Source organism: Nonomuraea sp. NPDC005730, from assembly GCF_040630865.1.
Lineage (GTDB): Bacteria > Actinomycetota > Actinomycetes > Streptosporangiales > Streptosporangiaceae > Nonomuraea.
Genome location: NZ_JBEXYK010000006.1, coordinates 214,460 through 237,684, shown reverse-complemented (window position 1 = coordinate 237,684; position 23,225 = coordinate 214,460). Strand labels below are relative to the sequence as shown.

The following is a 23,225-nucleotide window of genomic DNA, read 5'->3' as shown; positions in this document are numbered from 1 at the left end:
GGGGGTGCATTTCTACACGCGGGGCAAGGTCGTGACCTCGCGTTGGCTGGACCCGTCCCACGGCGGCGTGAACCTCGGCTTCCCCACGAACGGGTGACCCCGCGCCCGCCCTCCTCACAGGATCGACTCGAAGCCTGTGCGGCCGTTGCATGAGGGCGGGATGATCGGGTAGGCAGGGCGTCATGTCACTTTCGCACTGTGCGGGCTGGTTGCTGGCCGGACGCTACCGGCTGCTGTCCGAACTGGGCCGCGGTGGCATGGGCCGGGTCTGGCGGGCCCACGACGAGCTGCTCGACCGGCAGGTCGCGGTCAAGGAGGTCACTCTCGGGCACACGCTGGGGGCCGAGCGGGAGCGGCTGCTCGGGCGGACGATGCGGGAGGCGCGGCTGGCCGCCCGGCTGAGCCACCCGCACATCGCCGCCGTCTACGACGTGGTGGTGGCCGACGAGCGGCCGTGGATCGTGCTCCAGCTCGTGCCCTCGCGCAGCCTCGCCGACGTGATCGCCGAACGCGGGCCGCTGTCCCCGCCCGACGCCGCGCGCCTCGGGCTGCAGGTGCTGGAGGCGCTGAGCGCGGCGCACGCCGACGGCATCGTGCACCGCGACGTCAAGCCCGGCAACATCCTGCTGAACGGCGACCGGCACGCCCTGCTCACCGACTTCGGCCTGGCCACCACCCTCGACGACCAGGCCAACATCACCCAGTCGGGCATGGTGGTGGGCACGCCCGCGTACATCGCCCCGGAACGCCTGCGCGGCGGCCACGCGACCCCGCAGGCCGACCTGTGGTCCCTCGGCGCCACCCTGTACGCGGCCGTCGAGGGCCAGTCGCCGTTCCCGCACAGCGGCCACCTGGCGGCCCTGACCGCGGTGCTCACCTCCGAGCCCGCGCCGTTCCACCTGGCCGGGCCGCTCGCGCCGGTCATCGCCGGCCTCCTGGTGAAGGACCCCGCCCGCCGGATCGACGGCGAGGAGGCCCGGCGGCGCCTGACCCGGGTGGCCGCGCTGCGCGACGAGGAACCCCACGACACCGCCGCCATCCCCCTGGCCGCCTCCCTGCCCCACACCGGCGACCTCCTGCCTCCCACCCTCTTCCCGCCCACCCCGGCCCCGGAGGTCTCCCTCCCCGCCCCGGCCCCCGTCCCCGCCGCGCGCGCCGACATCCCGTCCGAGGCCCCGGGCTCGGAAGCCGTTCCCGCCGCGCGCGCCGTCGCCGGGGCCCGGCCGGACGGCAGGCGGCGGATCCCGGGGTGGGACCGCGCGGGACGCAGGACCAGCGAGCGGAACCACGCGGTGCGCCGGACCATGCCCGACGCCGCGCGAGGGCTGCGCGCGCACCGCGAGCTGCTGCCGTTCTCGGTGTCGATCCCGCAGCCGAGCAGGCCGCAGCGCTGGCGGCAGCTCACCGCCCTGGCCGCGCTCGTCACCAGCGTGCTGCTCACGACGTCCTGGGACGGCGACGTCGGCCGGCCCGCCACCCCGCGCACCCCCTCCTACGCCGACCCGGCGCCGAACCAGGCCCCCGAGCACGCGGGCATCATGCACGCCGTCGCCGCCTCGCGGGAGCGCACCTCGGAGGGCGCTTCGGACCGCGCGGCCGAGCAGAGCGGCTCCCGCCGCCGTCCGCCCGCCCAGCCCCTCGCGCAGCCACCGGCCCAGCCGCCCGCCGTGACCGGCGCCCGGTCGGGCGCCACTTCCGCCGCCACTTCCGGCAAGGGCCGCAAGGTCGGCCATCAGGGCGCCAAGGCCAAGCACGGCAAGGGCCTCGCCCGCGGCCACACCAAACACTAGGAACCCCGCGCCCCCTCTGCGGAGGGCGTCAGGCGAGGGGGAGGCGGAGGACGAAGCGGGCGCCCTTGGGGGAGTCCTCGATGATCAGCGTGCCGTGGTGCGCGGTCGCGATCTCGCGGGCGATCGGCAGCCCGAGGCCGGTGCCGCCGGCGTCGCGGTTGCGGGAGTCGTCCAGGCGGGTGAAGCGCTGGAAGACGAGCTCGCGCTGGGCCGGTGCGATGCCTCCGCCGTCGTCCAGGACCTCCAGCACGGCCCGGTCGTCCTCCTCCCGGACCGTCACGGTGACCTGCGTCTCGGCGTGCCGCTCGGCGTTGTCCAGCAGGTTCGTCAGCAGACGGGTGAGCTGCAGCCGGTCGCCCATGACGACCACGCCCTGGTCCGGGCCGGTGACCACGCGCTTGGCCCGCGGTCTGGCGGTCTCGGCGGCGACCAGCTCGCCCAGGTCCACCGGCTCACGCTCGCTCGGGGCCCCGGCGTCCAGCTTGGTCAGCGTGAGCAGGTCGGTGACGATGGCCTGCAGCCGGTCGAGGCTGGCCAGCACCTGGGTGCTGGTCTCCCGCCAGTCGGTCTCCTCCGGATGCAGCATGGCCTCCTCGATCTGCGCGCGCATGGCGGTGATCGGGCTGCGCAGGTCGTGCGAGGCGTCCCCGGCGAACCTGCGCTGCTGCTCCATCGCGGCCTCCAGACGCGCCCGCGCCGTCTCCAGCCGTTCCAGCGTCTGGTTGGCGGTCTCGGCCAGGGCTCTGATCTCGTCGTCGGTGTCCGGGACGGGCACCCGCAGGCCGCCGCCGTCCGCGGTGATCTCGGCGAGCCGCTTGGTGATGCTGCTGACGGGGGCGAGCGTCCTGGCCACGACCCGCGACACCCCGAAGAAGGTCAGCCCGACCAGCAGCGCCGACACCACGATCTGGAACAGCACCACCTGCGGGCTGACGTACCAGGGGACCGCGGGGTCGAAGGCGTAGATGATCCAGGTGCCCTCGGGCTGGAAGGCGCGCAGGGCGACCACGAGCTCGCACCGGTGGGGAAAGGCCGGCAGGTCGCAGCTCCTGCTGACGTAGTTGGCCTGGTCGCGGGGGATGTGGGCCGTCTGGCGGGGGGCGTCGGCCAGGTTGGGCGTCCAGGCGACGGCCCGTCCGGCCGGGTCGACGACCTGGATGCCGTCGAGGCCGAGGGGTTCCAGCACCTGGGGCAGCTGGTTGCGCTTGACCATGAGGAGCACGCGCAGGGCTCGCCCGGACACGTCGCTGGCGCGCACGTCGGCGACGTCGTCGTGGATGCCGAACATGACGAAGCCGCTGACGACGACGTTCAGCAGCAACATGGCGATGCCGGCGAGCAGTGCCAGCCGCGTACGCAGCGACCGGCGCAACCGTGTTCTCACCCGTCTCCCCCCGGGATCAGCAGAACACGGCTGGTGCGCCAGGCCCTAACTTAGGGAGATTCCTCGATAAATACGGTTACGCCGGGACGAGTCACCCCCGCTGCTACTCCTCCACCGCCTTCAGCACCGCGTCCGCGATCGACCGCGGGTCGACCCCGAAGTGCCTGCGCACGGCCTCCCGGGTGTCGGAGAGCCCGAACCCGTCGGTGCCGAGCGAGGTCCACGGCCGGTCGATCCACGGCCTGATCTGGTCGGGCACGGCCCGCATCCAGTCGCTGACCGCGATCACCGGCCCCTCGGTCCCGGCCAGCGCCTGCCGCAGGTACGGCACCCCGGTCGCCGACATGGCCTCGCGCCGCAGCTCGCTCCACGAGGTGACCGACCAGACGTCCACGCCCAGCCCGTACTCCTCGGCCAGCAGCCGCTGGGCCTCCAGCGCCCAGTGGATCGCGGTGCCGCTGGCCAGCAGGTGCGCGGCGCCGCCGCCGGCGGAGTAGCGGTAGATGCCCTTGACGATGCCCTCCTCGACGCCCTCGGGCATCGCGGGCTGGGGCAGCGGCTCGTTGTAGAGGGTCAGGTAGTAGAACACGTCCTCGGCGGCCTCGCCGTACATGCGCCTGAGCCCGTCGCGGACGATGACGCCGACCTCGTAGGCGAAGGCCGGGTCGTAGGCCAGGCAGGCGGGGTTGGCCGAGGCCAGGAGCTGGGAGTGGCCGTCGGCGTGCTGCAGGCCCTCGCCCGTCATGGTGGTGCGGCCGGCGGTCGCGCCGAGCAGGAAGCCGCGGCCGAGCTGGTCGGCCAGGGCCCACATCTGGTCGCCGGTCCGCTGCCAGCCGAACATCGAGTAGAAGATGTAGAACGGCACCATCGGCTCGCCGTGGGTGGCGTAGCTGGTGGCCGCCGCGGTGAAGGAGGCCATCGACCCGGCCTCGGTGATGCCCTCGATGAGGATCTGCCCGTCCACCGCCTCCTTGTACGCCAGCAGCAGCTCCCGGTCGACGGACTCGTACCGCTGGCCGAGCGGCGAGTAGATCTTCGCCGTGGGGAACAGCGACTCCATGCCGAACGTCCTGGCCTCGTCGGGCACGATCGGCACCCAGCGCCGCCCGGTCTCCGGCTCCTTCATCAGGTCCTTGACCAGCCGGACGAACGCCATCGTGGTGGCCACCTGCTGCGTCGAGCCCTTGGCCAGGGCCGCGAACGGCCGCTCGCCCGGCTGCGGCAGCGGCCGGCCGGCGACCGTGCGGTGGGGGATCGGGCCGCCCAGCTCCCGGCGGCGCTCGGCGACGTACCTGGCCTCGGCCGAGCCGGCCCCCGGATGCAGGTACGGCGGCAGCTCACCGGCCAGCGCCGAGTCGGGGACGGGCAGGCCGAGCCGGTCGCGCATGACGCGGAACTCGTCGAGGGTGAGCTTCTTCATCTGGTGGTTGGCGTTGCGCGCCTCGACGCCCGCGCCCAGCGTCCAGCCCTTGACCGTCTGGACGAGGACCACCGTGGGCGCGCCCCGGTTCTGGAGCGCCCGGTGGTAGGCGGCGTACACCTTGCGCGGCTCGTGCCCGGCCCGCGAGCCGCCGACGATGCGCCGCAGGTCGTCGTCGGAGTACGGCACGTCGAGCCCCTGGAACAGGTGCTGCCTGATGTAGGCGCCGTCGGCGGCGGCGAACGTCTGGAACTGGCCGTCCGGCACCTCGCCGAGCCTGGCCACGAGCTCGTCGGAGCCGAGCAGGCCGTCCCACTCTGCGCCCCACAGCGCCTTGACGACGTGCCAGCCCGCGCCCCTGAAGACGCTCTCCAGCTCCTGCACGATCCGGGTGTTGCCGCGTACCGGGCCGTCGAGCCGCTGGAGGTTACAGTTGATCACGAAGGTGAGGTTGTCCAGCCCCTCCCTGGCGGCCAGCGTCAGCGCCGCCGTGGACTCCGGCTCGTCCATCTCGCCGTCGCCCAGGAAGGCCCAGACATGGCTGTGCGAGGTGTCCTTGATGCCGCGGTTGTGCAGGTAGCGGTTGAAGCGCGCCTGGTAGACCGCGTTGAGCGGGCCGATGCCCATCGACACGGTCGGGAACTGCCAGAAGCCCGACATCGCCCGGGGATGCGGGTACGACGGCAGCCCGCCCTGCGTCTCGCGCCGGAACAGGTCGAGCTGCTGCTCGCTCAGACGCCCTTCGAGGAACGCCCGCGCGTAGATGCCGGGCGAGGCGTGCCCCTGGAAGAAGACCTGGTCGTCCGTGCCGTGGAAGAAGTGGTTGAAGCCGACCTCGTACAGCCAGGCGGCCGAGGCGTAGGTGGCCAGGTGGCCGCCGAGGCCGAGCTTGCTGCCCCGGCTGACCATGACGGCGGCGTTCCACCGGTCGTAGGCCGCGACGCGTTCTTCGAGCTCCAGGTCGCCGGGGTAGGCGGGCTCCTCGGCGGTGGGCACCGTGTTGAGATAGCGCGTGCTCGTGGCGAGCCTGCGCAGCAGGTAATCGGCCCGATCAGGACCGGCCGCCCGCCGGACCGCCTCAAGCGATTCGAGCCATTCGGCGGTCTCCTGGGGATCCAGATCTTTCTCCATTCTTCCATTAAACACCATATGATCGATCATCCGATGAAAGGATTATCTGTGGAGCCCGTGGTGCGGCCGCCGTTGCGTGAGGAGATCAGGAAAGTGCTGCTCGACGGCCTGATCAGCGGCCGCTGGGAGCCCGGCGAGCGCATCGTCGAACGCCGCCTGGCCGCCGAGCTCCAGGTCAGCCAGGCCCCCGTACGCGAGGCGCTGCGCGAGCTGGAGGCGCTCCGGCTGGTCGAGTCGGCGCCCAACCGCGGCGCCCGGGTCCGCGGCTTCACCCTCGACGACCTGCGCGAGGTCTACCAGGTCCGGGCCGGCCTGGAGGAGACCGCCACCCGCCTCGGCCGGCCTCCGGCGGCGGCGCTGCGCGCCCACGTGGCCCGCCTGCACGCCGCCGCGGCCGCCGGCTCCCTGGACGACCAGGTGCGCCACGGCGTCGCCTTCCACCGGGAGATCGTGGCGGCCTCGGGCAACGCGCTGCTGGTGTCGGTGTGGGAGTCGCTCGGCGTCGAGGTCTGGACGCACGTGTCGATCCGGCTGTTCAGGATGCGGCCGCACGAGAACGCGGCCGACCACGAACCTCTGGTGGAGGCGTTCGAGCGGGACGACCCGCAGGTCGGCCGCCTGCTCCACGACCACGTCCTGGCCTACGCGCCCGACTGACTCGACCGGCCCTTGAAGGCGTACGCCGGTCAGGCGCGCCGCGCGGCGGGCTCGGCCCGCGGGGCGCGCAGGCCGGCGGCGGCGACGGCGACCAGCGCGCACAGGCCCAGCATCGTCAGCCACACCCCCTGGTACGCCCCGACCGCCCCGAGCCGGTCGCCCGACAGCACCAGCACCAGCGCCGAGACGCCGATGACGGCCCCGACGGCCCGCGAGGTCACCGACAGGGCGGTGCCGGTGGCCAGCCGCGCGGGCGGGATCTCGGCCACCGCCGCGCCGCTCAGCGACGTGATCAGCACGGCCACCGCGACCCCCGACAGCACCACGGCGGGCAGCACCACCGTCGGGTACGCCGGCTCGCCCCCCGTCACGAATGCCAGGTACGCCGTGGACGACGCCAGCAGCGCCACCCCGCACAGGGCGAGCAGGCGATGGCCGGTCCTGGCGGCCAGCCGCCCGGCGAGCGGCGCGGTCAGCACCTGGGCGAGCGCCCCCGGCGTGACGGCGAGCCCCGCGGCGGCCACGGAGTACCCCCAGATCCCGGTCAGGAACAGGATGTTGGCCAGCGGCAGCGCGAACATCACCAGCCCGACCAGGAACATCGCGAGGTTGGCCCGCTGCGTGCCGCGCGCCCGCAGCGCGCCCAGGTCCACGATCGGAGCGGGATGCGTGCGCGCCCGCCGGACGAACAGCACGGCCACGACGACGCCCGCGACCAGCGCCGCGATCGTGGCGGGGCTGCCCGGCCCCCACGCGTCGCTCTGCACGATCGCCAGCGAGGGCAGCCCGATGGCCCCCACCAGCAGCAGCAGCCCGGCGATGTCCGGCAGCCTGGACGTGGCCGCCTCGCCCGCCCCCTTGGGCACGATCCGCCAGGCGCCCGCCAGCACGGCCGCCCCGACCGGCAGGTGCAGGAAGAACACCGTCCGCCAGTCCCAGACGCCGACCAGCATGCCGCCGAGCGAGGGCCCCGACGCCGTCGCCACCGACTGCGCCGCGCTCCACAGCCCGATCGCCGTGCCCCGGCGTTCCGGCGGGTAGTACGGCAGGATCAGCGCGAGCGTCAGCGGCGTGATCACCCCGCCGCCCACGCCCTGCACGACCCGGGCGGCGATCAGCGCGCCGGCCGACGGCGCCACCGCGCACAGGGCGGCGCCGACCACGAACACCGCCAGCCCGGTCAGGAACACCCGCCGCGCGCCGAACCGGTCGGCCAGGCCGCCCGCCGGCAGCAGCGCCGCGGTGAACACGATCGCGTAGCCGTTGAACACCCACGACAGCTCGGGCAGGCTGCTGCCCGGGAAGCTGCGCAGGATGTCGGGGAAGGCGATGTTCGCCAGCTGCACGTCGATCGCGCCGAGGAAGGCGCTCCCGCACAGGACGGCGAGCGGGAGCGCCCGTGAACCGGCCACCTCAGTCCGACGCCGCGCCGAACCGCTCCCGCAGCTCGACCTTGCGGATCTTGCCGGTGACGGTCCGCGGCATCTCCTCGACGATCTCCAGGCGCTCGGGCCAGAACCAGTCGTTGACGCCGGCCTCCTTGAGGTAGGCGCGCAACTCCTCCAGCGTGGGCGGCTCGCCCGACGGCGTGACGACGGCGCACACCAGCTCGACCAGCGCCGGGTCCGGGATGCCGATGAGGGCGATGTCGCGGATCGCCGGATGCCGGCCGAGCAGCGCCTCGATGTCGCTGACCGGCAGCTTGAGGCACATGTTGGCGATGATGACGTCCTTGGTCCTGCCGGAGATGCGCACGCCGCCGTAGCCGTCGTCGCGGGCCAGGTCGCCGGTGTCGAACCAGCCGTCCGGGGTGATCGACCTGGCGTAGATCTCGTCGCGCAGGTAGTAGCCGAGGCACTGGGCCGCGCCGCGTACCTGGAGCGCGCCGATCTCGCCCTTCTCGACCGGCCTGTTCTCCTCGTCGACGATGCGCACCTCCATGCCGGAGATGACCGTGCCGTCGCTCTCGCCGGCCCGCTCGGGCGGGTCCTGCGGGCGGGTCATGGTGACGCCGCCGTTCTCGGTCATGCCCCACAGCGCGTACACGCGCACGCCCAGCGTCTCGGTGACCCGTTCCACCAGGTGCGGCGGGACGGGGGCCGAGCCGGAGACGAAGACGCTCAGGCTGGGCAGCTTGCGCGGCCGGGCCGCCTGCTCCTCGCTGATCTCCCGGGCGAACGGCGGCGAGCCGTAGTACATGGTGACGTCGTGGTCGGACATCAGGTCGAGGTAGACGCCGGCGTCCCAGGCGTCGGCCGTGACCGCGGTGCCGCCCAGCGTCAGCGCCGTCAGGTACGCCATCACCAGGCCCACGTAGTGCATCGACGTCTGTGCCGTCATGATGACCAGGCTCGGGTCCAGCCCGAACGCCTCCCCGTAGCCCTTGATGTCGGCGTACAGGGTGTTCTGGCTGTGCAGCGCGCCCTTGGGCTCGCCGGTCGTGCCCGAGGTGAACAGGATGAGGAACGGGTCGTCGGGGCCCAGCTCGCGGCCCTCGATGTCGGCCGGGTCGCCCGGTTCCGGGGTGAGCAGCAGCTCGTCGAAGTCGAGCGAGCCGGGCGGCCCGCCGCCCCCGACGACGATCACGTGCTCCAGGCTCGGGATCTCCCGCGCCAGGGTCATCCCCGTCTCCGCCGTGTCCAGGTGGCCGATCCGGCTCGTGGTGACGAACAGCTTCGCCTCGGTCAGCCGGATCATGAAGTCCAGCTCGCGGTGCCGGTAGATGGGCATCTGCGGGGCGATGCGCGCGCCGACCTTCATGCACGCCAGCGCGAGGGGCAGCGTCTCCCTGCGGTTGGGGAGCTGGATGGCGACGAAGTCGCCCGGCCGCACGCCCAGCCGGACCAGGCCGTGCGCGATGCGGTCGGTCATCGCGGCCAGCTCGGCGTACGTGACGACGTCGGTGACACCGTCGGCGACGCGCCGGCTGATCAGTGCTGCCTTGTCGGGAGACGCAGTTGTGTTGCGGCGTAAGTCGTCCAGAAAGGTCTCGTCGCGCCACCAACCGTTGCGCCGGTATTCCTGGCTCGTGTCCGGCACGGTCACCGCCTTTCGTCGTTCTCGTTCTACTCGATTGCTAAGAAGTGGGAAATACTGTGTTTTCCCCGGCGGGGGTGACCAGGTAGAACAGCCCCGGCAGATGCACCGCGACGCCCTCGTACACCTCCGCGCAGACGGCCACGCCGGGCCGGGCGAACGTGCCGGGCGGCGGCTCGGCCACCCTGATCACCGAGCGGCGCGCGTCCAGCAGCCTGGCCGCCACGGAGATGTCGCCGACCAGGGCGTCCCCGGGGGCGACCCACCGGTTGCGGCTGACCTTCATGCCGTTGCCCTCGGCCAGCTCGGCCAGCAGCCCGCCCCGGCCGATCAGCCGGTGGTAGTAGTCGCGCGGGTTGACGATCATCGCGTGCGGGGTCGCGCCCGACTGCTCGACCTCGTCGCAGGCCGACAGCACGCCGTGGACGTAGTCGTCGTACGGCAGGCGGGCGATCTCCGGATGGCCGAGCAGGGCGGTGGTCAGGGCCAGGTTCTCGGCCGTGGCCAGCCGTACCAGCAGGCGGTAGTCGAGGAAGGTGGCCAGGGCGTCCGGGTCCGCGGCCAGGCCGTCGGGGATCTGCACCCACGCCTGGATCGGATGCACCTTGGCCTCCGACATGCCGAACCTGAAGGCCGCCTCGCGCCGCACGTCCGAGTCGCGAACCGTCCGCCGCTCCTCCTCGCCGGGCGGCGACTCCGTCCAGAACCGGGCCCGGTCGCCCTCGACGGGGACGACCCTGAGCAGGTTGCGCACGGTCAGGCGGGGCCGGTCCTTGGTCGGCTCGTGCGCCTCGGTGATGGTGTAGTCGAAGGTCACTTCCGCGTGGCCGGGGTCCTCGGCGTAGGCCCGCGCGAACAGCCGGCCCGGTGACTCTGACATGGATACTCCCTATTCGTCCTGGACGAGGCGCTGGTAGAAGGGGAGATGGTGGTCGTAGAAGGCCCGCAGGGCGGGATGGTTGTCCACGGTCGCGGCGTAGACGTTGCGGCGGTCCTCGAACCCGGCGCTGCCGCTCGCGTCCAGGTGCCAGCGGCGGGTCCGTCCCCACTCCGGGCGGTCACCGGCGGCCCAGGTGAGCGAGCCGGGCAGGAAGGGCAGGCCGGTGTAGGCGCAGAACTCCTCGACGACCGCCGCCGGCTCGCGGATCAGCCGTTCGGTGCGGATCACCAGCGGCCGCCGGCCGGTGGCCTCCCGGACCAGCTCGTGCAGCAGGAACAGCCGCTCGTAGCCGATCTCGTCGCAGGTCACCGCCGGCTTGATCGCGTAGTGCGAGGCGATGGTCGGCCGCGGGTCGCGCACGATGAACGTGTGGACGACCCCCGCCAGGTCCTCCGGATGCTTGAACAGGTGCGGGTACTCGTAGTCGAGCACCTCTTTGACGAACACCGGCCGCGCCCGCGCCAGCTCGGCCAGCCGCACCAGCAGGTCCTTCTCCGAGCGGGCCGTCACCTGGCCGCCGTCCGGCGACGGCAGCGTCAGCGAGCCCTCCTCGGTCAGCGCCAGGAACGGCTCGTGCAGCACGGCCACGTCGCCCCGCTCGATCATCATGCGCAGGAACGCGGTCGAGGCCGAGCGCGAGTGCGCCCACATGGCGACCAGCGGCCGGCTCACCCCGACCACCACGCCGGCACCCGGTCCCAGCGGTGCCGCCGCAGCTCGCTCAGCAGGCCGGGGTCGAGCGGCCGCCCGTCGGAGACGCCGAGGTTGGCCCGCACGTGCGCCGGCCTGCGCATCCCCGGGATCACCGTGCTGACCGCCGGGTGGTGCAGCACGAACCGCAGCGCGACCTCCGGCAGCGAGAGCCCCTCCGGGAGCGCCGCCTTGAGCCGTTCGGCCCGCTCGACACTCGGCCCCAGGTTCTCCGGCCCGAAGTACGTGCTGCGCCAGTCCTCCGGCGGCCACGTGCTGTCCGCGGTCAGTGTGCCGGTGAGGGTGCCCTCGTCGAACGGCACGCGGGCGATGATGCCCACGCCCTCGCGCAGCGCCCGGTCGAACAGCTCGTCCTCGGGCGCCTGGTCGAAGATGTTGTAGATCACCTGGATGACGTCGATCAGGCCGGTGTCGAGCGCGGCGAGGCAGTTGGCCGGCTCCCACCGGTTGACGCTGATGCCGACCGCGTCGATCAGGCCCTCGCTCTTGAGGTCCCTGATCGCCTCCTGCCACCGCTCGTCACGGGCCCAGCGGTCCTCCCAGGTGTGGAACTGCATGAGGTCGATGCGCGAGACGCCCAGGTTGTCCAGGCTGCGGTGGGTGTACTCGCGGATGTGCTCGCCTGGGTAGGCGTCGTCGAGGGTGTCGTCCGGTCCAGGGGGCCATTCGCGGTTCTTCGGCGGGATCTTCGTGGCCACGTACAGCCGGTGGCCGGAGTGGCGGCGCAACAGCGCGCCGAGCAGCTGCTCGCTGACGCCGCGGCCGTAGACCCAGGCGGTGTCGAAGAAGGTGCAGCCCAGTTCGACGGCCTCGTCGAGGCACCGGGGGGCGACGTCGTAGTCCCAGCCGGTGAAGCCGCCGGGGCCGCCGCCGATGCCCCACATGCCGTATCCGACCTCGCTGACCTCCCAGCCGAGGTTTCCCATCTTGCGGTAGCGCATTCCAGACCTTTCCTGATCAACCGGTGGGCACCCGCTGCCCGGCCGTGGCCGCCAGCCGGGCGTGGTAGGCGGCGATCGGGCCGTCGAGGGTGCCCTCGCCGAGCCGCCATCGCTGTTCGAGCCTGTGGCACTCGTCCTTGCGGAACAGCGCGGGGTTGTCGGTGAGCAGCCCGCCGAACGCCCGGCGCAGCTCCTCCTCGTCCCCGGCGACGGGCAGCAGCGAGGCGAGCGTGATCAGCTCGCGGTCCCCGCTCGCCCGGCCGGTCTCGCGGACGAGCCGCGCGAAGTCGCCGCACGGGATCGGCGTGACCGGCACGCCCGCCCGCGCCGGCACGTCGTCGATGCTGACGCTCTCGGCGCGGAAGACGTGCAGCGTACGGCCCCAGACCTCGGGGTCGGCCACGGCCGCCCCGACCCGCGCGGCGACGTAGTCGACCGGGGTGTAGTCGGTGCGCGTGGCGACGTCGGGACGCACGCCGAGCCGCAGGAACGCCGACAGCAGCAGGTGGGTGAAGGCGACCGGGTTCGGATAGCCGTTGTCGGCGCTCGGCATGATCTCGCCCAGCCGCAGCACGGTCACCAGCGCGCCCCGGCGCCGGGCCTCGGCCAGGTAGCGCTCGGCGATCCACTTGGACCGGCTGTAGCCGCCGCCCGGCGGCCTGGCCAGCGCCGGGTCGCAGTCCTCCGGGACGCGCTCGCCCCTGTGGAGCGCCTCCGTCTGCAGGGCGCCCAGCGTCGAGACGTAGTGCAGCGGCACCGGATGGTGGGCCATCGCCAGCCGCACCAGCTCGATCGTGCCGCGCACGTTGGCCTGACGGTGGGCGCGGTAGTCGAACAGGAAGTTCACCATCGCGCCGTTGTGCAGCACCAGGTCGCAGGCTCGGGCCAGATGCTCCCAGGTGGAGCCGTCCAGCCCGAGGCCGGGTAAGGCCAGGTCGCCCGCGTAGCCCTCCAGCCGGTCGGCGAAGCGCGGCTCCCACAACCCCCGCTCGGCGAGCGCCGCCACGACCCGGGCCGTGGCCGCCTCGTCGTCGGCGGCCCGCGCCAGGCAGCACACCCGCAGCCCGCCGCGGCCCAGCAACTCGTGCACCAGGCGGCTGCCGACGAACCCGGTGGCCCCGGTGACCAGCACCGTACGCAGCCGCTCCGGCCTGGACGCCCGCCGGACGGGCTCCCCGTCGGGCACCACGGAGTCGCGCGCCATCAGCACCGACTCCTCCTCGATGGCCTCGTGGTCCTGCCGCCGCCGCTCGATCAGCAGGGCCAGCGCGCCGGCCGTCGGGTGGTCGTACAGGTCCTTGACGTCCACGCGCACGCCGGTCTCGGCGGTGATCATGTGGACCACGGACAGGGCCTGGATGGAGTCGCCGCCCGACTCGGCGAAGTGCGTCTCGGCGGTCAGGCCCGGCCAGCCCAGCGCCGAGCGCATCGCCCGCAGCACCTGGTCGCCCAGGCACGCGGTCGGCGCGCTCTCGGCCAGCAGCGCGGTGTCCTCGGCCAGCCGGCCGTCGAGGATCTCCTGGAGCCGGCCGCGGTCCACCTTGCCGTTGTCGTGCAGCGGCATCTCGGCCAGCGGGAAGAAGTAGCGGGGGACGCTGGTCCGCGGCAGCGTGCGGCGCAGCTCGGCGGCCAGCGCGGCCTCGGTCAGGCCCCGGCCGGCGGCGAACAGCGCCAGCGCCTTGACGCCCGCCTGCTCGGCCACCAGGACCTCGGCCTGCAGCACGCCGGGGCAGCGCTGGGCCGCCGCGGCGATCTCGCCCAGCTCGATGCGCACGCCGTGGATCTTGACCTGGAAGTCCTTGCGGCCGGCGAAGAACAGGCGGCCGTCGTCGTCCAGGTGGCCGAGGTCGCCCGTGAGGTAGAGGCGCTCGCCCGGGATCTCCTCCGGGAACGGGTTGCCGACGAACGCCCTGGCCGTCCCGGCCGGGTCGCCCAGATAGCCCGCGCCCAGGCAGACGCCGCCGATCGCGATCTCGCCGGTCGTGCCGGGCGGGACCGGGCGCAGGTCGTCGTCCACCACGACCGCGTAGCAGTTGTCGATCGGGCGGCCCAGCGGGACCGCGTCGCCGTCGGCCGCCGACACCCGGTGGAAGACCATCCCGATCGACGCCTCGGTCGGGCCGTAGCCGTTGGTCAGGTCGAGGCCGGGCAGCAGGGCCATCAGGCGGTGCACCGCGCGCGGGCTGACCGCCTCGCTGCCGACGACGAGCCGGCGCAGGGACGACAGCGCGCGCAGGGCGGCGGCGTCGCCGTCCACGATGGCGACCAGGGCGTTGAAGACGCTGGAGACGAAGTCGGCGGTGGTGATGCCGTACCGGGCGATCAGGTCGATGGTGTGCCGGAGGTTGAGGAAGTCGCCCTGCACGGGCAGCACGGTGCGCCCGCCGGTGGTCAGCGGCCAGAACAGCTGCCACAGCGCGGAGTCGGAGGTGTGCCTGCTGTTCTGCAGCACGACGTCGTCGCCGGTCGCGGCGAAGTAGCGGGTCATGAAGCGCAGCCGGTTGGCCAGGCCGCCGTGCCGGTTCATCGCGCACTTGGGCGTGCCGGTGGTGCCGGAGGTGAAGTAGCCGTACGCCAGGTCGTCCGGGCCCAGGTCGACCGCCGGGCGTTCGGAGGTCGGGACGATCGTGTCGATCCCGACGGTGACCGCCCGATCGGCCGCGCCCGGCGGCAACGGCTCGCCGCCCGCGCACAGGATCGGCCCGTCCGGCAGCACGTCCAGCGTGTCGCGCACCCGCTCGACCGGCCACGACGGGTCGAGCGGCACGAACGCCGCGCCCAGCTTCATCAGCGCCAGGTACGCGACCGGTAGCTCCAGCGAGTTGACCAGCAGGGCCGCGACCACGTCGCCCTTGCCCACGCCGTGCCCGGCCAGCGTCGCCGCCAGGCCGTTGACCAGGTCGTCCAGTTGCCTGTAGGTGAGGGTCCTGCCGTCATAGGTGACCGCCGGCCGCTCGGGGCACCGGTCGGTCTGCTCCTCGATCAACGCCGGGACGGGACGGAACGGGCCGAAGTCGACCGCCCGGCCGGTGAAGCCGCGGGTGTTGCCGGTCATCTCCACCTCTCTGTCAGGAATGTACGAACGGCGACCGGCCCCCTTGCCCCACACGCCCCCGTCGCCTTCCTCATAGGCGTTCCAAGTCGTTCCAGAGCCGGCCCGGCGCGTACGCCGGGTCGGCGGCCCCGTCGATCGCCGCGGCGGCGGCGATCCGGCCCGCCTCGGGCGACGTCTGGACCCCGTAGCCGCCCAGGGCGGCCAGCCAGACGAATCCCGGCACGTCGGGTGCCGGCCCGATCACCGGCGTCCCGTCGGCCACCTCGCTGCGCAGCCCCGCCCAGGCGTGCCGGACGCTGCGGATCTCCAGCGTCGTGGCCTCCTGGACGCGCCGCACGCCGACGGCGACGTCCAGGTCGTCGGGGCGGGCGTCACAGGGCGGGACGGGCGTGGCGTCGGCGGGGGAGACCAGCAGCCGCCCGGACTCGGGCTTGAAGTAGAACGTGTCCGCCACGTCGGTGACCATCGGCCAGGGCCGGGCGTCCGTCCCCTCGGGCAGGTCCACCAGGAACGCGGTCCTGCGCAGCGGGCGCAGCCCCACCGGCCGCACCCCGGCCAGCCCGGCGACCTCGTCGGCCCACGCCCCGGCCGCGTTGACCACGGTCGGCGCGGCGTGCTCGCCCGCGTCGGTGACCGCCCGCCAGACGCCGCCGGTGCGCGACAGCGCCCGGACCCGGGCGGAGGTGACCACCTGGCCGCCCCGGGCCCTGATGCCGCGCAGGAAGCCCTGGTGGAGGGCGTCGACATCGATGTCCATCGCGCCGGGCTTGAGCATCGCCCTGCTGAACCGGCCAGGACGCAGGATCGGGCAGTGTGCCGGGGCCTCGGCGGGGTCGATCTCCACGGCCGGTGTCGGGGCCCGCCGCCCTTCGTGCAGCACCTCGTCGAACAGCTTCTCGCCGCCGTGCGGGCACAGCGCGAGCACGCCGCGCGGGCTCAGCAGCGGGACGTCGGCGAAACCCGGCGGTGGCGCGGCGAGGAAGTGCCTGCTCGCCGCCGTGAGAGCCCGGACGGCCCGGTTGCCGAAGTACTCCGAGAAGAGCGCCGCCGACCGTCCGGTCGAGTGGTGGCCGGTGACCTGCTCGGCTTCGAGCAGGGTCACGGTGCCTGACCCGGCGAGGAGGAACCCCGCGCAGGCGCCCGCGACGCCGCCCCCGACAATGAGAAAATCTCTCACGTCCGTAAACTGATCACATTTCACCGTGTTTCGGCAAACAGTTTGTACGTCCTGACAGAAATGACTTGTCCGAAATAGGTAGTAAGTCAGGTGGTAAATGCTGTAATTCAAGCATTTATATAAACGATCTTGCGATTACCCGCCTGTCACAGGCTCGGCGGCGGTGTCCGGGCGTCCCGGCGGCGTCAACCCCTATGTCAGAAACGGCGCAGGCGTGCGCTCCGAGTGTCAGATCCGGTCGCTGAGCGCGCGCAGCAGGCGTCCGAAACCCGGCGCCGCCAGGCGCGACGGGACGGCGGCCGGGTGTGAAGCGGCCCATCGGTGGTAGCCGAGGCTCGGGAAGCCGACGACTTTGGGGGCAACATGGCCGAGCGCCTGACCGACGAGGACATCGACACCGCCCTGGTGGCGCTGGAGGGCTGGCGGCGGGACGGCGACGCCCTGGTGAAGGATGTGCCGATCACGCCGGACAACTACGGCTGGCTGAGCGAGGCGGTGCACAACGAGGGCGCCACGCTGGGGCACCAGGCCGGGATCGAGCGCACGGCGGAGGGCATCCGCTTCCGGCTCTCGACCGGTGAGGCCGGTGGGGTCACCGAGCGCGACGTCGAGCTCGCCGCCCACATCGACCAGGTCCTCGACGGCGGCGCCCGCGACCGCGGCTGACCTTCCGGCGGCCCGCGTCGCGACGGAGTTCGCCGCGCGGCACCCCTCCGTGACCGGTCCGATGTGCAGGACGCACAGGTTGTGTAGGGGGCACATCCTGTGTAGGGTGCATTCGGACAATAGGGGGATAAATGGTGCATTCCGCGCCCAGCCCGCGCTCCGGCGGCGGGATCGTCAGCGTGCTCGCGGTGGCCGGCATCGTCGGCTCGCTCATGCAGACGCTGGTGGTGCCGCTCATCGGCGAGCTGCCGCGGCTGCTGCACGCCGGTGCCGCCGACACGTCATGGGTGATCACCGTGACGCTGCTGGTCGGCGCGGTCGCCACCCCCGTGATCGGTAAGCTCGGCGACCTCTACGGCAAGCGCACCATGATGCTCGTCTGCTCGTTGCCGCTCATCGCCGGGTCGGTGGTGTGCGCGCTGTCCGGCTCCCTGATCCCCATGATCGCCGGACGCGGCCTCCAGGGGCTGGGCGTCGGCATGATCCCGCTCGGCGTCAGCGCGTTGCGCGACCTGCTGCCGCCCCAGCGCGTCGGCCCGGCCATCGCGCTGATGAGCTCGTCCATGGGCATCGGTGGCGCGCTCGGGCTGCCGATCTCGGCCGCGGTCGCCGAGTACGCCGACTGGCGGGTGCTGTTCTGGGGCTCGGCCGCGCTGAGCGTGCTGGTCGCGGTGCTGATCTGGCTGCTGGTCCCGGCCACGCCCACCGCCGCCGTCCGGGGCCGGCTCGACCTGGTCGGCGCGCTCGGCCTGGGCGCGGCGCTGGTCTGCCTGCTGCTCGGCGTGTCGAAGGGCGGCGACTGGGGCTGGTCGAGCGGCACCACCCTCGGGCTGCTCGGCGGCGCGGTGGTGCTGGCCCTGCTGTGGGCGCTGTGGGAGCTGCGCGTCCGCGACCCCCTCGTGGACCTGCGCACCACCGCCCGCCCCCAGGTGCTGCTCACCAACGCGGCCTCGATCCTCGTCGGCTTCGCCATGTACGCCCAGTCGCTGGTCCTCATGCAGATCCTGCAGCTGCCCGCGGCGCTCGGCTACGGCCTGGGCCAGTCGATGCTGGCCGCCGGGCTCTGGATGGCGCCGTCCGGGCTGATGATGATGGCGGTCTCCTCGCTCGGCGCCCGGCTGTCGGCCGCCCGCGGGCCCAAGACCAGCCTGTTCGTCGGCGCGCTGGTCATCGCGGCCGGTTACGGCGCCGCGCTCGGCCTGATGGGCTGGAGCTGGGGCCTGATGATCGCCGGTTGCGTCGGCAGCGCCGGGGTCGGCCTGGCGTACGGCGCGATGCCCGCCCTCATCATGGGCGCGGTGCCGAGGAGCGAGACCGCCTCCGCCAACAGCTTCAACACCCTGATGCGCTCCATCGGCACCTCGGTCTGCGCCGCCGTGGTCGGCGTCGTCCTGGCCCAGCTCACCGTGACGGTCGGCGGCCACACGCTGCCCTCGGAGACCGGCTTCCGCACCGCCCTGCTGATCGGCTGCGGCGTGGCGCTGGCCGCCGCACTGGTCACCCTGACGCTGCCCAAGCCCACGCCCGCCGCCGCGCCGGCCCCGGCGCCCGCCGAGACCCCCGCGCCCGTCCCCGTTCCCGCCCCTGATCCGGTGGCCGGTCCGGTTCCGGCGGCCCTCGACGCCGCCCGGTCCGCCGCCCTCGGCCCCTGGGAGGACGCGTTCCGCTCGCCCGACCCCGCCCCGGAGGGCCGCCACCACCCGCGGCCGGCCCAGCCGGTGGAGACCGGCGTGCTCTCCCTGGAGGAGCGGGACGAGCTGCTCTGGTTGCGCCGCGAGAACGCCGAGCTCCGCCGTGAGCTGGACGTGCTCATGCGGGGCGCCGGCGTGTGGCTCAAGAACCTGGCCGACGACAAGGCGGGCTGACCTGCAGATCCACATGTCCGGCAAATAATGATTTGAACGAGCGAGTACTCACTCATTACGCTCGTCCGCATGACCAGAAGGCGACGGGTGCCCGCCATGGCGCCCGAAGACCGCCGTGCCGCCCTCATCGAGGCCACCATCCCCCTGCTGCGCGCGCACGGCACCGCCGTCAGCACCCGCCAGATCGCCGAGGCCGCGGGCGTGGCCGAGGGCACGATCTTCGGCGTCTTCCCCGACAAGGCCACGCTGCTGCGCGCGGCGCTGATGACCGTGTTCGACGCCCGCCCGGCCGAGGACGCGCTCACCGCCATCGGCACGACGTCCGAGCTGCGGGTCCGGCTGCGTGAGGCGGTGGCGCTGCTGCGGGCCGGCATGACCGCCAACGCCAACCTCTTCACCGCGCCCCGCGAGCTGATGGCCGAGGACACCGAGTTCCGCGAGCGCCTGATGGATCATCGTGCCCGCATCACCGCCGCCCTCGCCGCTCTCGTCGAGCCCGACCGCGACCACCTGCGCCGCTCGCCCATGGCCACGGCGCAACTGCTGATCATGCTCGTCACGGTCAGCGTCCACCGCGGGTTCGGCCTGTCGGCCGACTTCGGCGACATGGACGACGAGGAGACCGTCTCGGTCCTGCTCGACGGGCTGCTGTTGCCCTCCGCCCGCACCCCCACCACAGAAAGCGTCCGTTGATGCTGCTACGCCTGCTGCGGGTCCAGCTCAGGCCGTACGGGAAGGAGATCACCCTCGTGGTCCTCTTCCAGTTCGTGCAGACACTGGCCACGCTCTATCTCCCCACACTCAACGCCGACATCATCGACCACGGCGTCATCACCGGCGACACCGGCTACATCATGCGCGTCGGGCTGGTGATGCTCGGCGTGACGTTCGTCCAGATCGTCTGCTCGATCGTGGCCGTCTACTACGGCGCCAGGACGTCGATGGCCCTGGGCCGCGACCTGCGCGCCGCGATCTTCCACCGCGTGCAGGGCTTCTCCGCGCAGGAGGTGAACAGGTTCGGGGCGCCGTCGCTGATCACCCGGACCACCAACGACGTGCAGCAGGTGCAGCTGCTCGTGCTGATGACGTTCACGATGATGGTGGCCGCGCCGATCATGTGCGTCGGCGGCATCGTGCTGGCGCTGCGCCAGGACACCACGCTGTCGTCGCTGCTGCTCGTCGTGCTGCCGGTGATGATCGTCATCGTCGGCCTGGTCGTCTGGCGGATGCGCCCGCTGTTCCGCACCATGCAGGAGCGCATCGACCGGATCAACCAGGTGCTGCGCGAGCAGATCACCGGCATCCGGGTCATCCGGGCGTTCGTCCGCGACCGGCACGAGCGCGAGCGCTTCGGCGTGGCCAACGACCGGCTCACCGACGTCTCGCTGCGGGTCGGCCGGCTGATGGCGCTGATGTTCCCCTCGGTCATGCTGGTCGTGAACGTCTCCAGCGTCGCCGTCATCTGGTTCGGCGGCCACCGCATCGCCGACGGCACCATGCAGGTCGGCGCGCTGACCGCGGTCATCTCCTACCTGATGCAGATCCTGATGTCGGTGATGATGGCCATGTTCATGTTCATGATGATCCCGCGCGCCGAGGTGTGCGCCGAGCGCATCGAGGACGTGCTCGGCACCGACCCGTCCGTCCACCCGCCCGCGGACCCCGTCACCCCCGACGGCCACCGGGGCGAGCTGGAGCTGCGGTCCGTCGACTTCCGCTACCCGGGCGCCGAGGACCCGGTGGTGTGCGGGGTCAGCTTCGCCGCGCGGCCGGGCCGGACCACCGCGATCATCGGCAGCACCGGCAGCGGCAAGACCACGCTGCTCAACCTCGTCCCGCGGCTGTTCGACGCGACCGCCGGCGACGTGCTGGTGGACGGTGTCAACGTGCGCGACCTCGACCCGGCGGCGCTGTCCCGCGCGGTCGGCCTGGTCCCGCAGTCGCCCTACCTGTTCTCCGGCACCGTGGCCTCCAATCTGCGCTACGGCCGGCCCGGCGCCACCGACGAGGAGCTGTGGCGGGCCCTGGAGATCGCCCAGGCCCGCGAGTTCGTCGAGGCGATGCCCGGCGGCCTGGACGAGCCGATCTCCCAGGGCGGCACGAACGTCTCCGGCGGCCAGCGCCAGCGCCTGGCCATCGCCAGGACCCTCGTGCACCGGCCCGAGATCTACCTGTTCGACGACTCCTTCTCCGCCCTCGACTACGCCACCGACGCCCGCCTGCGGGCCGCCCTGGCCGAGGAGATCACCGACGCCACGATCGTCATCGTCGCCCAGCGGGTGAACACGATCCGCGACGCCGACCTCATCCTCGTGCTCGAGGAGGGGCGGGTGGTGGGCAGCGGCGACCACGCCGAGCTCATGGAGACCTGCCCGACCTACCGCGAGATCGTGCTGTCCCAGCTCACCGAACAGGAGGCCGCGGCATGACCGCCCAGGCTCCCGCGCGCCGCCCGCAGCCCGGCTTCGGACCGGCCAGGATGATGTCCGGGCCCGCCGAGAAGGCGCTCGACTTCCGCGGCACGCTTCGCAAGCTGCTGCGCCTGCTGCGGCCAGAACGCGCGATGCTCGGCGTCGTGCTGGCGCTCGGCACGGCCAGCGTCGCGCTCACCGTCACCGGGCCCAAGATCCTCGGCCACGCCACCGACCTGATCTTCTCCGGCATCATCGGCGCCCGGCTGCCCGCCGGGCTCACCAAGGAGCAGGCCGTGGCGGGCCTGCGCGCCAGGGGCGAGGACAACTTCGCCGGCATGGTGGCCTCGATGAACGTCGTGCCCGGCCAGGGCATCGACTTCACCGGCCTGGCCCACGTCCTGGGCTGGGTGCTGGCCATCTACGTGGTGGCGGCGCTGCTCGGCATCGCGCAGTTCCGGCTCACGACGACCATCGTCCAGCGGGCGGCGTCGCGGCTGCGCGAGCGGATCGAGGCCAAGCTGGCGCGGCTGCCGCTCAGCTACTTCGACGGCCAGCCGCGCGGCGAGATCCTCAGCCGCGCCACCAACGACACCGACAACATCGCCCAGACCCTCCAGCAGACCATGAGCCAGCTCATCTCCTCGGTGCTGACCGTCGTGGGCGTGCTGGTGGTGATGTTCTGGATCTCGCCGATCCTGGCGCTCATCGCCCTGGTCACGGTGCCCGTGTCGGTCTACGTCACCGCCGTCGTCGGCAAGCGGTCGCAGCCGCAGTTCGTCAAGCAGTGGTCGTCCACCGGCAAGCTCAACGGCCACATCGAGGAGATGTACGGCGGCCACACCCTGGTCAAGGTCTTCGGCCGCCAGCAGGAGGCCGCCGCCACCTTCGAGGAGCACAACCAGGCCCTGTACGCCTCCAGCTTCCGCGCCCAGTTCATCTCCGGCGTCATCCAGCCGGCGATGATGTTCATCGGCAACGTCAACTACGTGCTGGTCGCCGTCGTGGGCGGGTTCAAGGTGGCGTCGGGCTCGATCTCGCTGGGCGACGTGCAGGCGTTCATCCAGTACTCCCGGCAGTTCAGCCAGCCGCTGACCCAGGTGGCCGGCATGGCGAACCTCGTCCAGTCGGGCATCGCCTCGGCCGAGCGGGTCTTCGAGCTGCTGGAGGCGCCCGAGCAGTCGGCCGAGCCGGCCGAGCCCGCCCGTCCCGCCGAGCTGCGCGGGCGCGTGGCGTTCGAGAACGTCTCCTTCCGCTACGCCCCCGACCGGCCGCTGATCGAGGACCTGTCGCTGACCGTGGAGCCCGGCCAGACCGTGGCCATCGTCGGCCCCACGGGAGCGGGCAAGACGACCCTGGTCAACCTCATCATGCGCTTCTACGAGGTGACCGGCGGCCGCATCACCCTCGACGGCGTCGACACGGCCGAGATGTCCAGGGAGGAGCTGCGCGCCGACATCGGCATGGTGCTCCAGGACACCTGGCTGTTCGGCGGCACGATCGCCGAGAACATCGGCTACGGGGCCGAGGGCGCCACCCGTGAGCGCATCGAGGCCGCCGCCCGCGCCGCCCACGTCGACCGCATCGCCCACACGCTGCCCGACGGCTACGACACGGTGATCGACGAGGAGGGCGCCACGGTCAGCGCGGGTGAGAAGCAGCTCATCACGATCGCCCGCGCGTTCCTGTCCGAGCCGGCGATCCTCATCCTGGACGAGGCCACCAGCTCGGTCGACACCCGTACCGAGGTGCTCATCCAGCGGGCGATGAGCTCGCTGCGCGAGGGCCGGACCAGCTTCGTGATCGCCCACCGCCTGTCCACGATCCGCGACGCCAGCCTCATTCTGGTCATGGAGGAGGGCCGTATCGTCGAGCAGGGCACCCATGAAGCCCTCCTGGCGGCGGACGGCGCCTATGCCCGCCTCTACTCCGCCCAGTTCGCCCAGGCCGCCGTCGAGGTGGACTGACCGCCATTCTCCCGGGCCTTCGCTTTTGCCGTCATTGACGGCCGGACTATCTCCTGGTCAGCGGCGTTCTGACC

At 72.6% G+C, this 23,225-nt stretch carries 16 protein-coding genes; 7 read left to right on the top strand and 9 right to left on the bottom strand.

Annotation, left to right across the window (positions count from 1 at the left end; all coding sequences use genetic code 11):
* Positions 1-182 precede the first annotated feature (182 nt).
* A complete protein-coding gene (locus tag ABZ444_RS12010) occupies positions 183-1,790 on the top strand; it encodes a serine/threonine-protein kinase (protein WP_357994954.1) in 1,608 nt (535 codons plus the stop codon).
* 28 nt (positions 1,791-1,818) lie between these two features.
* On the opposite strand, the gene ABZ444_RS12005 is transcribed toward ABZ444_RS12010, so the two are convergent.
* Positions 1,819-3,174, bottom strand: a complete 1,356-nt coding sequence (locus tag ABZ444_RS12005) for a HAMP domain-containing sensor histidine kinase (RefSeq protein WP_357994953.1) — start codon at positions 3,172-3,174, stop codon at positions 1,819-1,821.
* A gap of 103 nt (positions 3,175-3,277) precedes the next feature.
* Entirely contained in the window at positions 3,278-5,725 is a 2,448-nt protein-coding gene (aceE, locus tag ABZ444_RS12000) for a pyruvate dehydrogenase (acetyl-transferring), homodimeric type (RefSeq protein WP_357994952.1), read from the bottom strand.
* Positions 5,726-5,773: 48 nt separating this feature from the next.
* Between aceE and ABZ444_RS11995 the strand changes: the two genes are divergently transcribed.
* Positions 5,774-6,382: a GntR family transcriptional regulator gene (locus tag ABZ444_RS11995; protein ID WP_357994951.1), complete on the top strand. Its 609-nt coding sequence runs from the start codon at positions 5,774-5,776 to the stop codon at positions 6,380-6,382.
* Positions 6,383-6,411: 29 nt separating this feature from the next.
* Here the strand turns inward: ABZ444_RS11995 and ABZ444_RS11990 are convergent, their stop codons facing one another.
* From ABZ444_RS11990 to ABZ444_RS11960, 7 genes are all read right to left on the bottom strand, one after another.
* On the bottom strand, positions 6,412-7,794 hold the full coding sequence (locus tag ABZ444_RS11990; RefSeq protein WP_357994950.1) for a DHA2 family efflux MFS transporter permease subunit: 1,383 nt from the start codon (positions 7,792-7,794) through the stop codon (positions 6,412-6,414).
* Between the two features lies 1 nt (position 7,795).
* Positions 7,796-9,421, bottom strand: a complete 1,626-nt coding sequence (locus tag ABZ444_RS11985) for an AMP-binding protein (protein ID WP_357994949.1) — start codon at positions 9,419-9,421, stop codon at positions 7,796-7,798.
* 37 nt (positions 9,422-9,458) lie between these two features.
* Positions 9,459-10,298, bottom strand: a complete 840-nt coding sequence (locus ABZ444_RS11980) for a family 3 encapsulin nanocompartment shell protein (RefSeq protein ID WP_357994948.1) — start codon at positions 10,296-10,298, stop codon at positions 9,459-9,461.
* Positions 10,299-10,307: 9 nt separating this feature from the next.
* Positions 10,308-11,030: a sulfotransferase family protein gene (locus ABZ444_RS11975; protein WP_357994947.1), complete on the bottom strand. Its 723-nt coding sequence runs from the start codon at positions 11,028-11,030 to the stop codon at positions 10,308-10,310.
* A complete protein-coding gene (locus tag ABZ444_RS11970) occupies positions 11,027-12,010 on the bottom strand; it encodes an aldo/keto reductase (protein ID WP_357994946.1) in 984 nt (327 codons plus the stop codon). The genes ABZ444_RS11975 and ABZ444_RS11970 overlap by 4 nt, the downstream gene beginning before the upstream one ends.
* A gap of 16 nt (positions 12,011-12,026) precedes the next feature.
* Positions 12,027-15,065 carry an amino acid adenylation domain-containing protein gene (locus ABZ444_RS11965; protein ID WP_357994945.1) on the bottom strand — a complete coding sequence of 1,013 codons (3,039 nt, stop codon included), beginning with the start codon at positions 15,063-15,065 and terminating at the stop codon, positions 12,027-12,029.
* Between the two features lie 70 nt (positions 15,066-15,135).
* Complete coding sequence (locus ABZ444_RS11960; protein ID WP_357994944.1) at positions 15,136-16,242, bottom strand: FAD-binding oxidoreductase; 1,107 nt, start codon at positions 16,240-16,242, stop codon at positions 15,136-15,138.
* Positions 16,243-16,605: 363 nt separating this feature from the next.
* Here ABZ444_RS11960 and ABZ444_RS11955 point away from each other — a divergent pair, with 363 nt between their 5' ends.
* The 5 genes from ABZ444_RS11955 (at position 16,606) to ABZ444_RS11935 (ending at position 23,151) form a co-directional block, all read left to right on the top strand.
* Positions 16,606-16,908 carry a 4a-hydroxytetrahydrobiopterin dehydratase gene (locus tag ABZ444_RS11955; protein WP_357994943.1) on the top strand — a complete coding sequence of 101 codons (303 nt, stop codon included), beginning with the start codon at positions 16,606-16,608 and terminating at the stop codon, positions 16,906-16,908.
* Positions 16,909-17,039: 131 nt separating this feature from the next.
* Positions 17,040-18,773: an MFS transporter gene (locus tag ABZ444_RS11950; protein WP_357994942.1), complete on the top strand. Its 1,734-nt coding sequence runs from the start codon at positions 17,040-17,042 to the stop codon at positions 18,771-18,773.
* Between the two features lie 69 nt (positions 18,774-18,842).
* Positions 18,843-19,466 carry a helix-turn-helix domain-containing protein gene (locus ABZ444_RS11945; RefSeq protein ID WP_357994941.1) on the top strand — a complete coding sequence of 208 codons (624 nt, stop codon included), beginning with the start codon at positions 18,843-18,845 and terminating at the stop codon, positions 19,464-19,466.
* Positions 19,466-21,202 (top strand): ABC transporter ATP-binding protein, encoded by a 1,737-nt coding sequence (locus tag ABZ444_RS11940; RefSeq protein ID WP_357994940.1) that lies wholly within the window; start codon positions 19,466-19,468, stop codon positions 21,200-21,202. The genes ABZ444_RS11945 and ABZ444_RS11940 overlap by 1 nt, the downstream gene beginning before the upstream one ends.
* Positions 21,199-23,151 (top strand): ABC transporter ATP-binding protein, encoded by a 1,953-nt coding sequence (locus tag ABZ444_RS11935; RefSeq protein ID WP_357994939.1) that lies wholly within the window; start codon positions 21,199-21,201, stop codon positions 23,149-23,151. The genes ABZ444_RS11940 and ABZ444_RS11935 overlap by 4 nt, the downstream gene beginning before the upstream one ends.
* Positions 23,152-23,225: the final 74 nt, after the last annotated feature.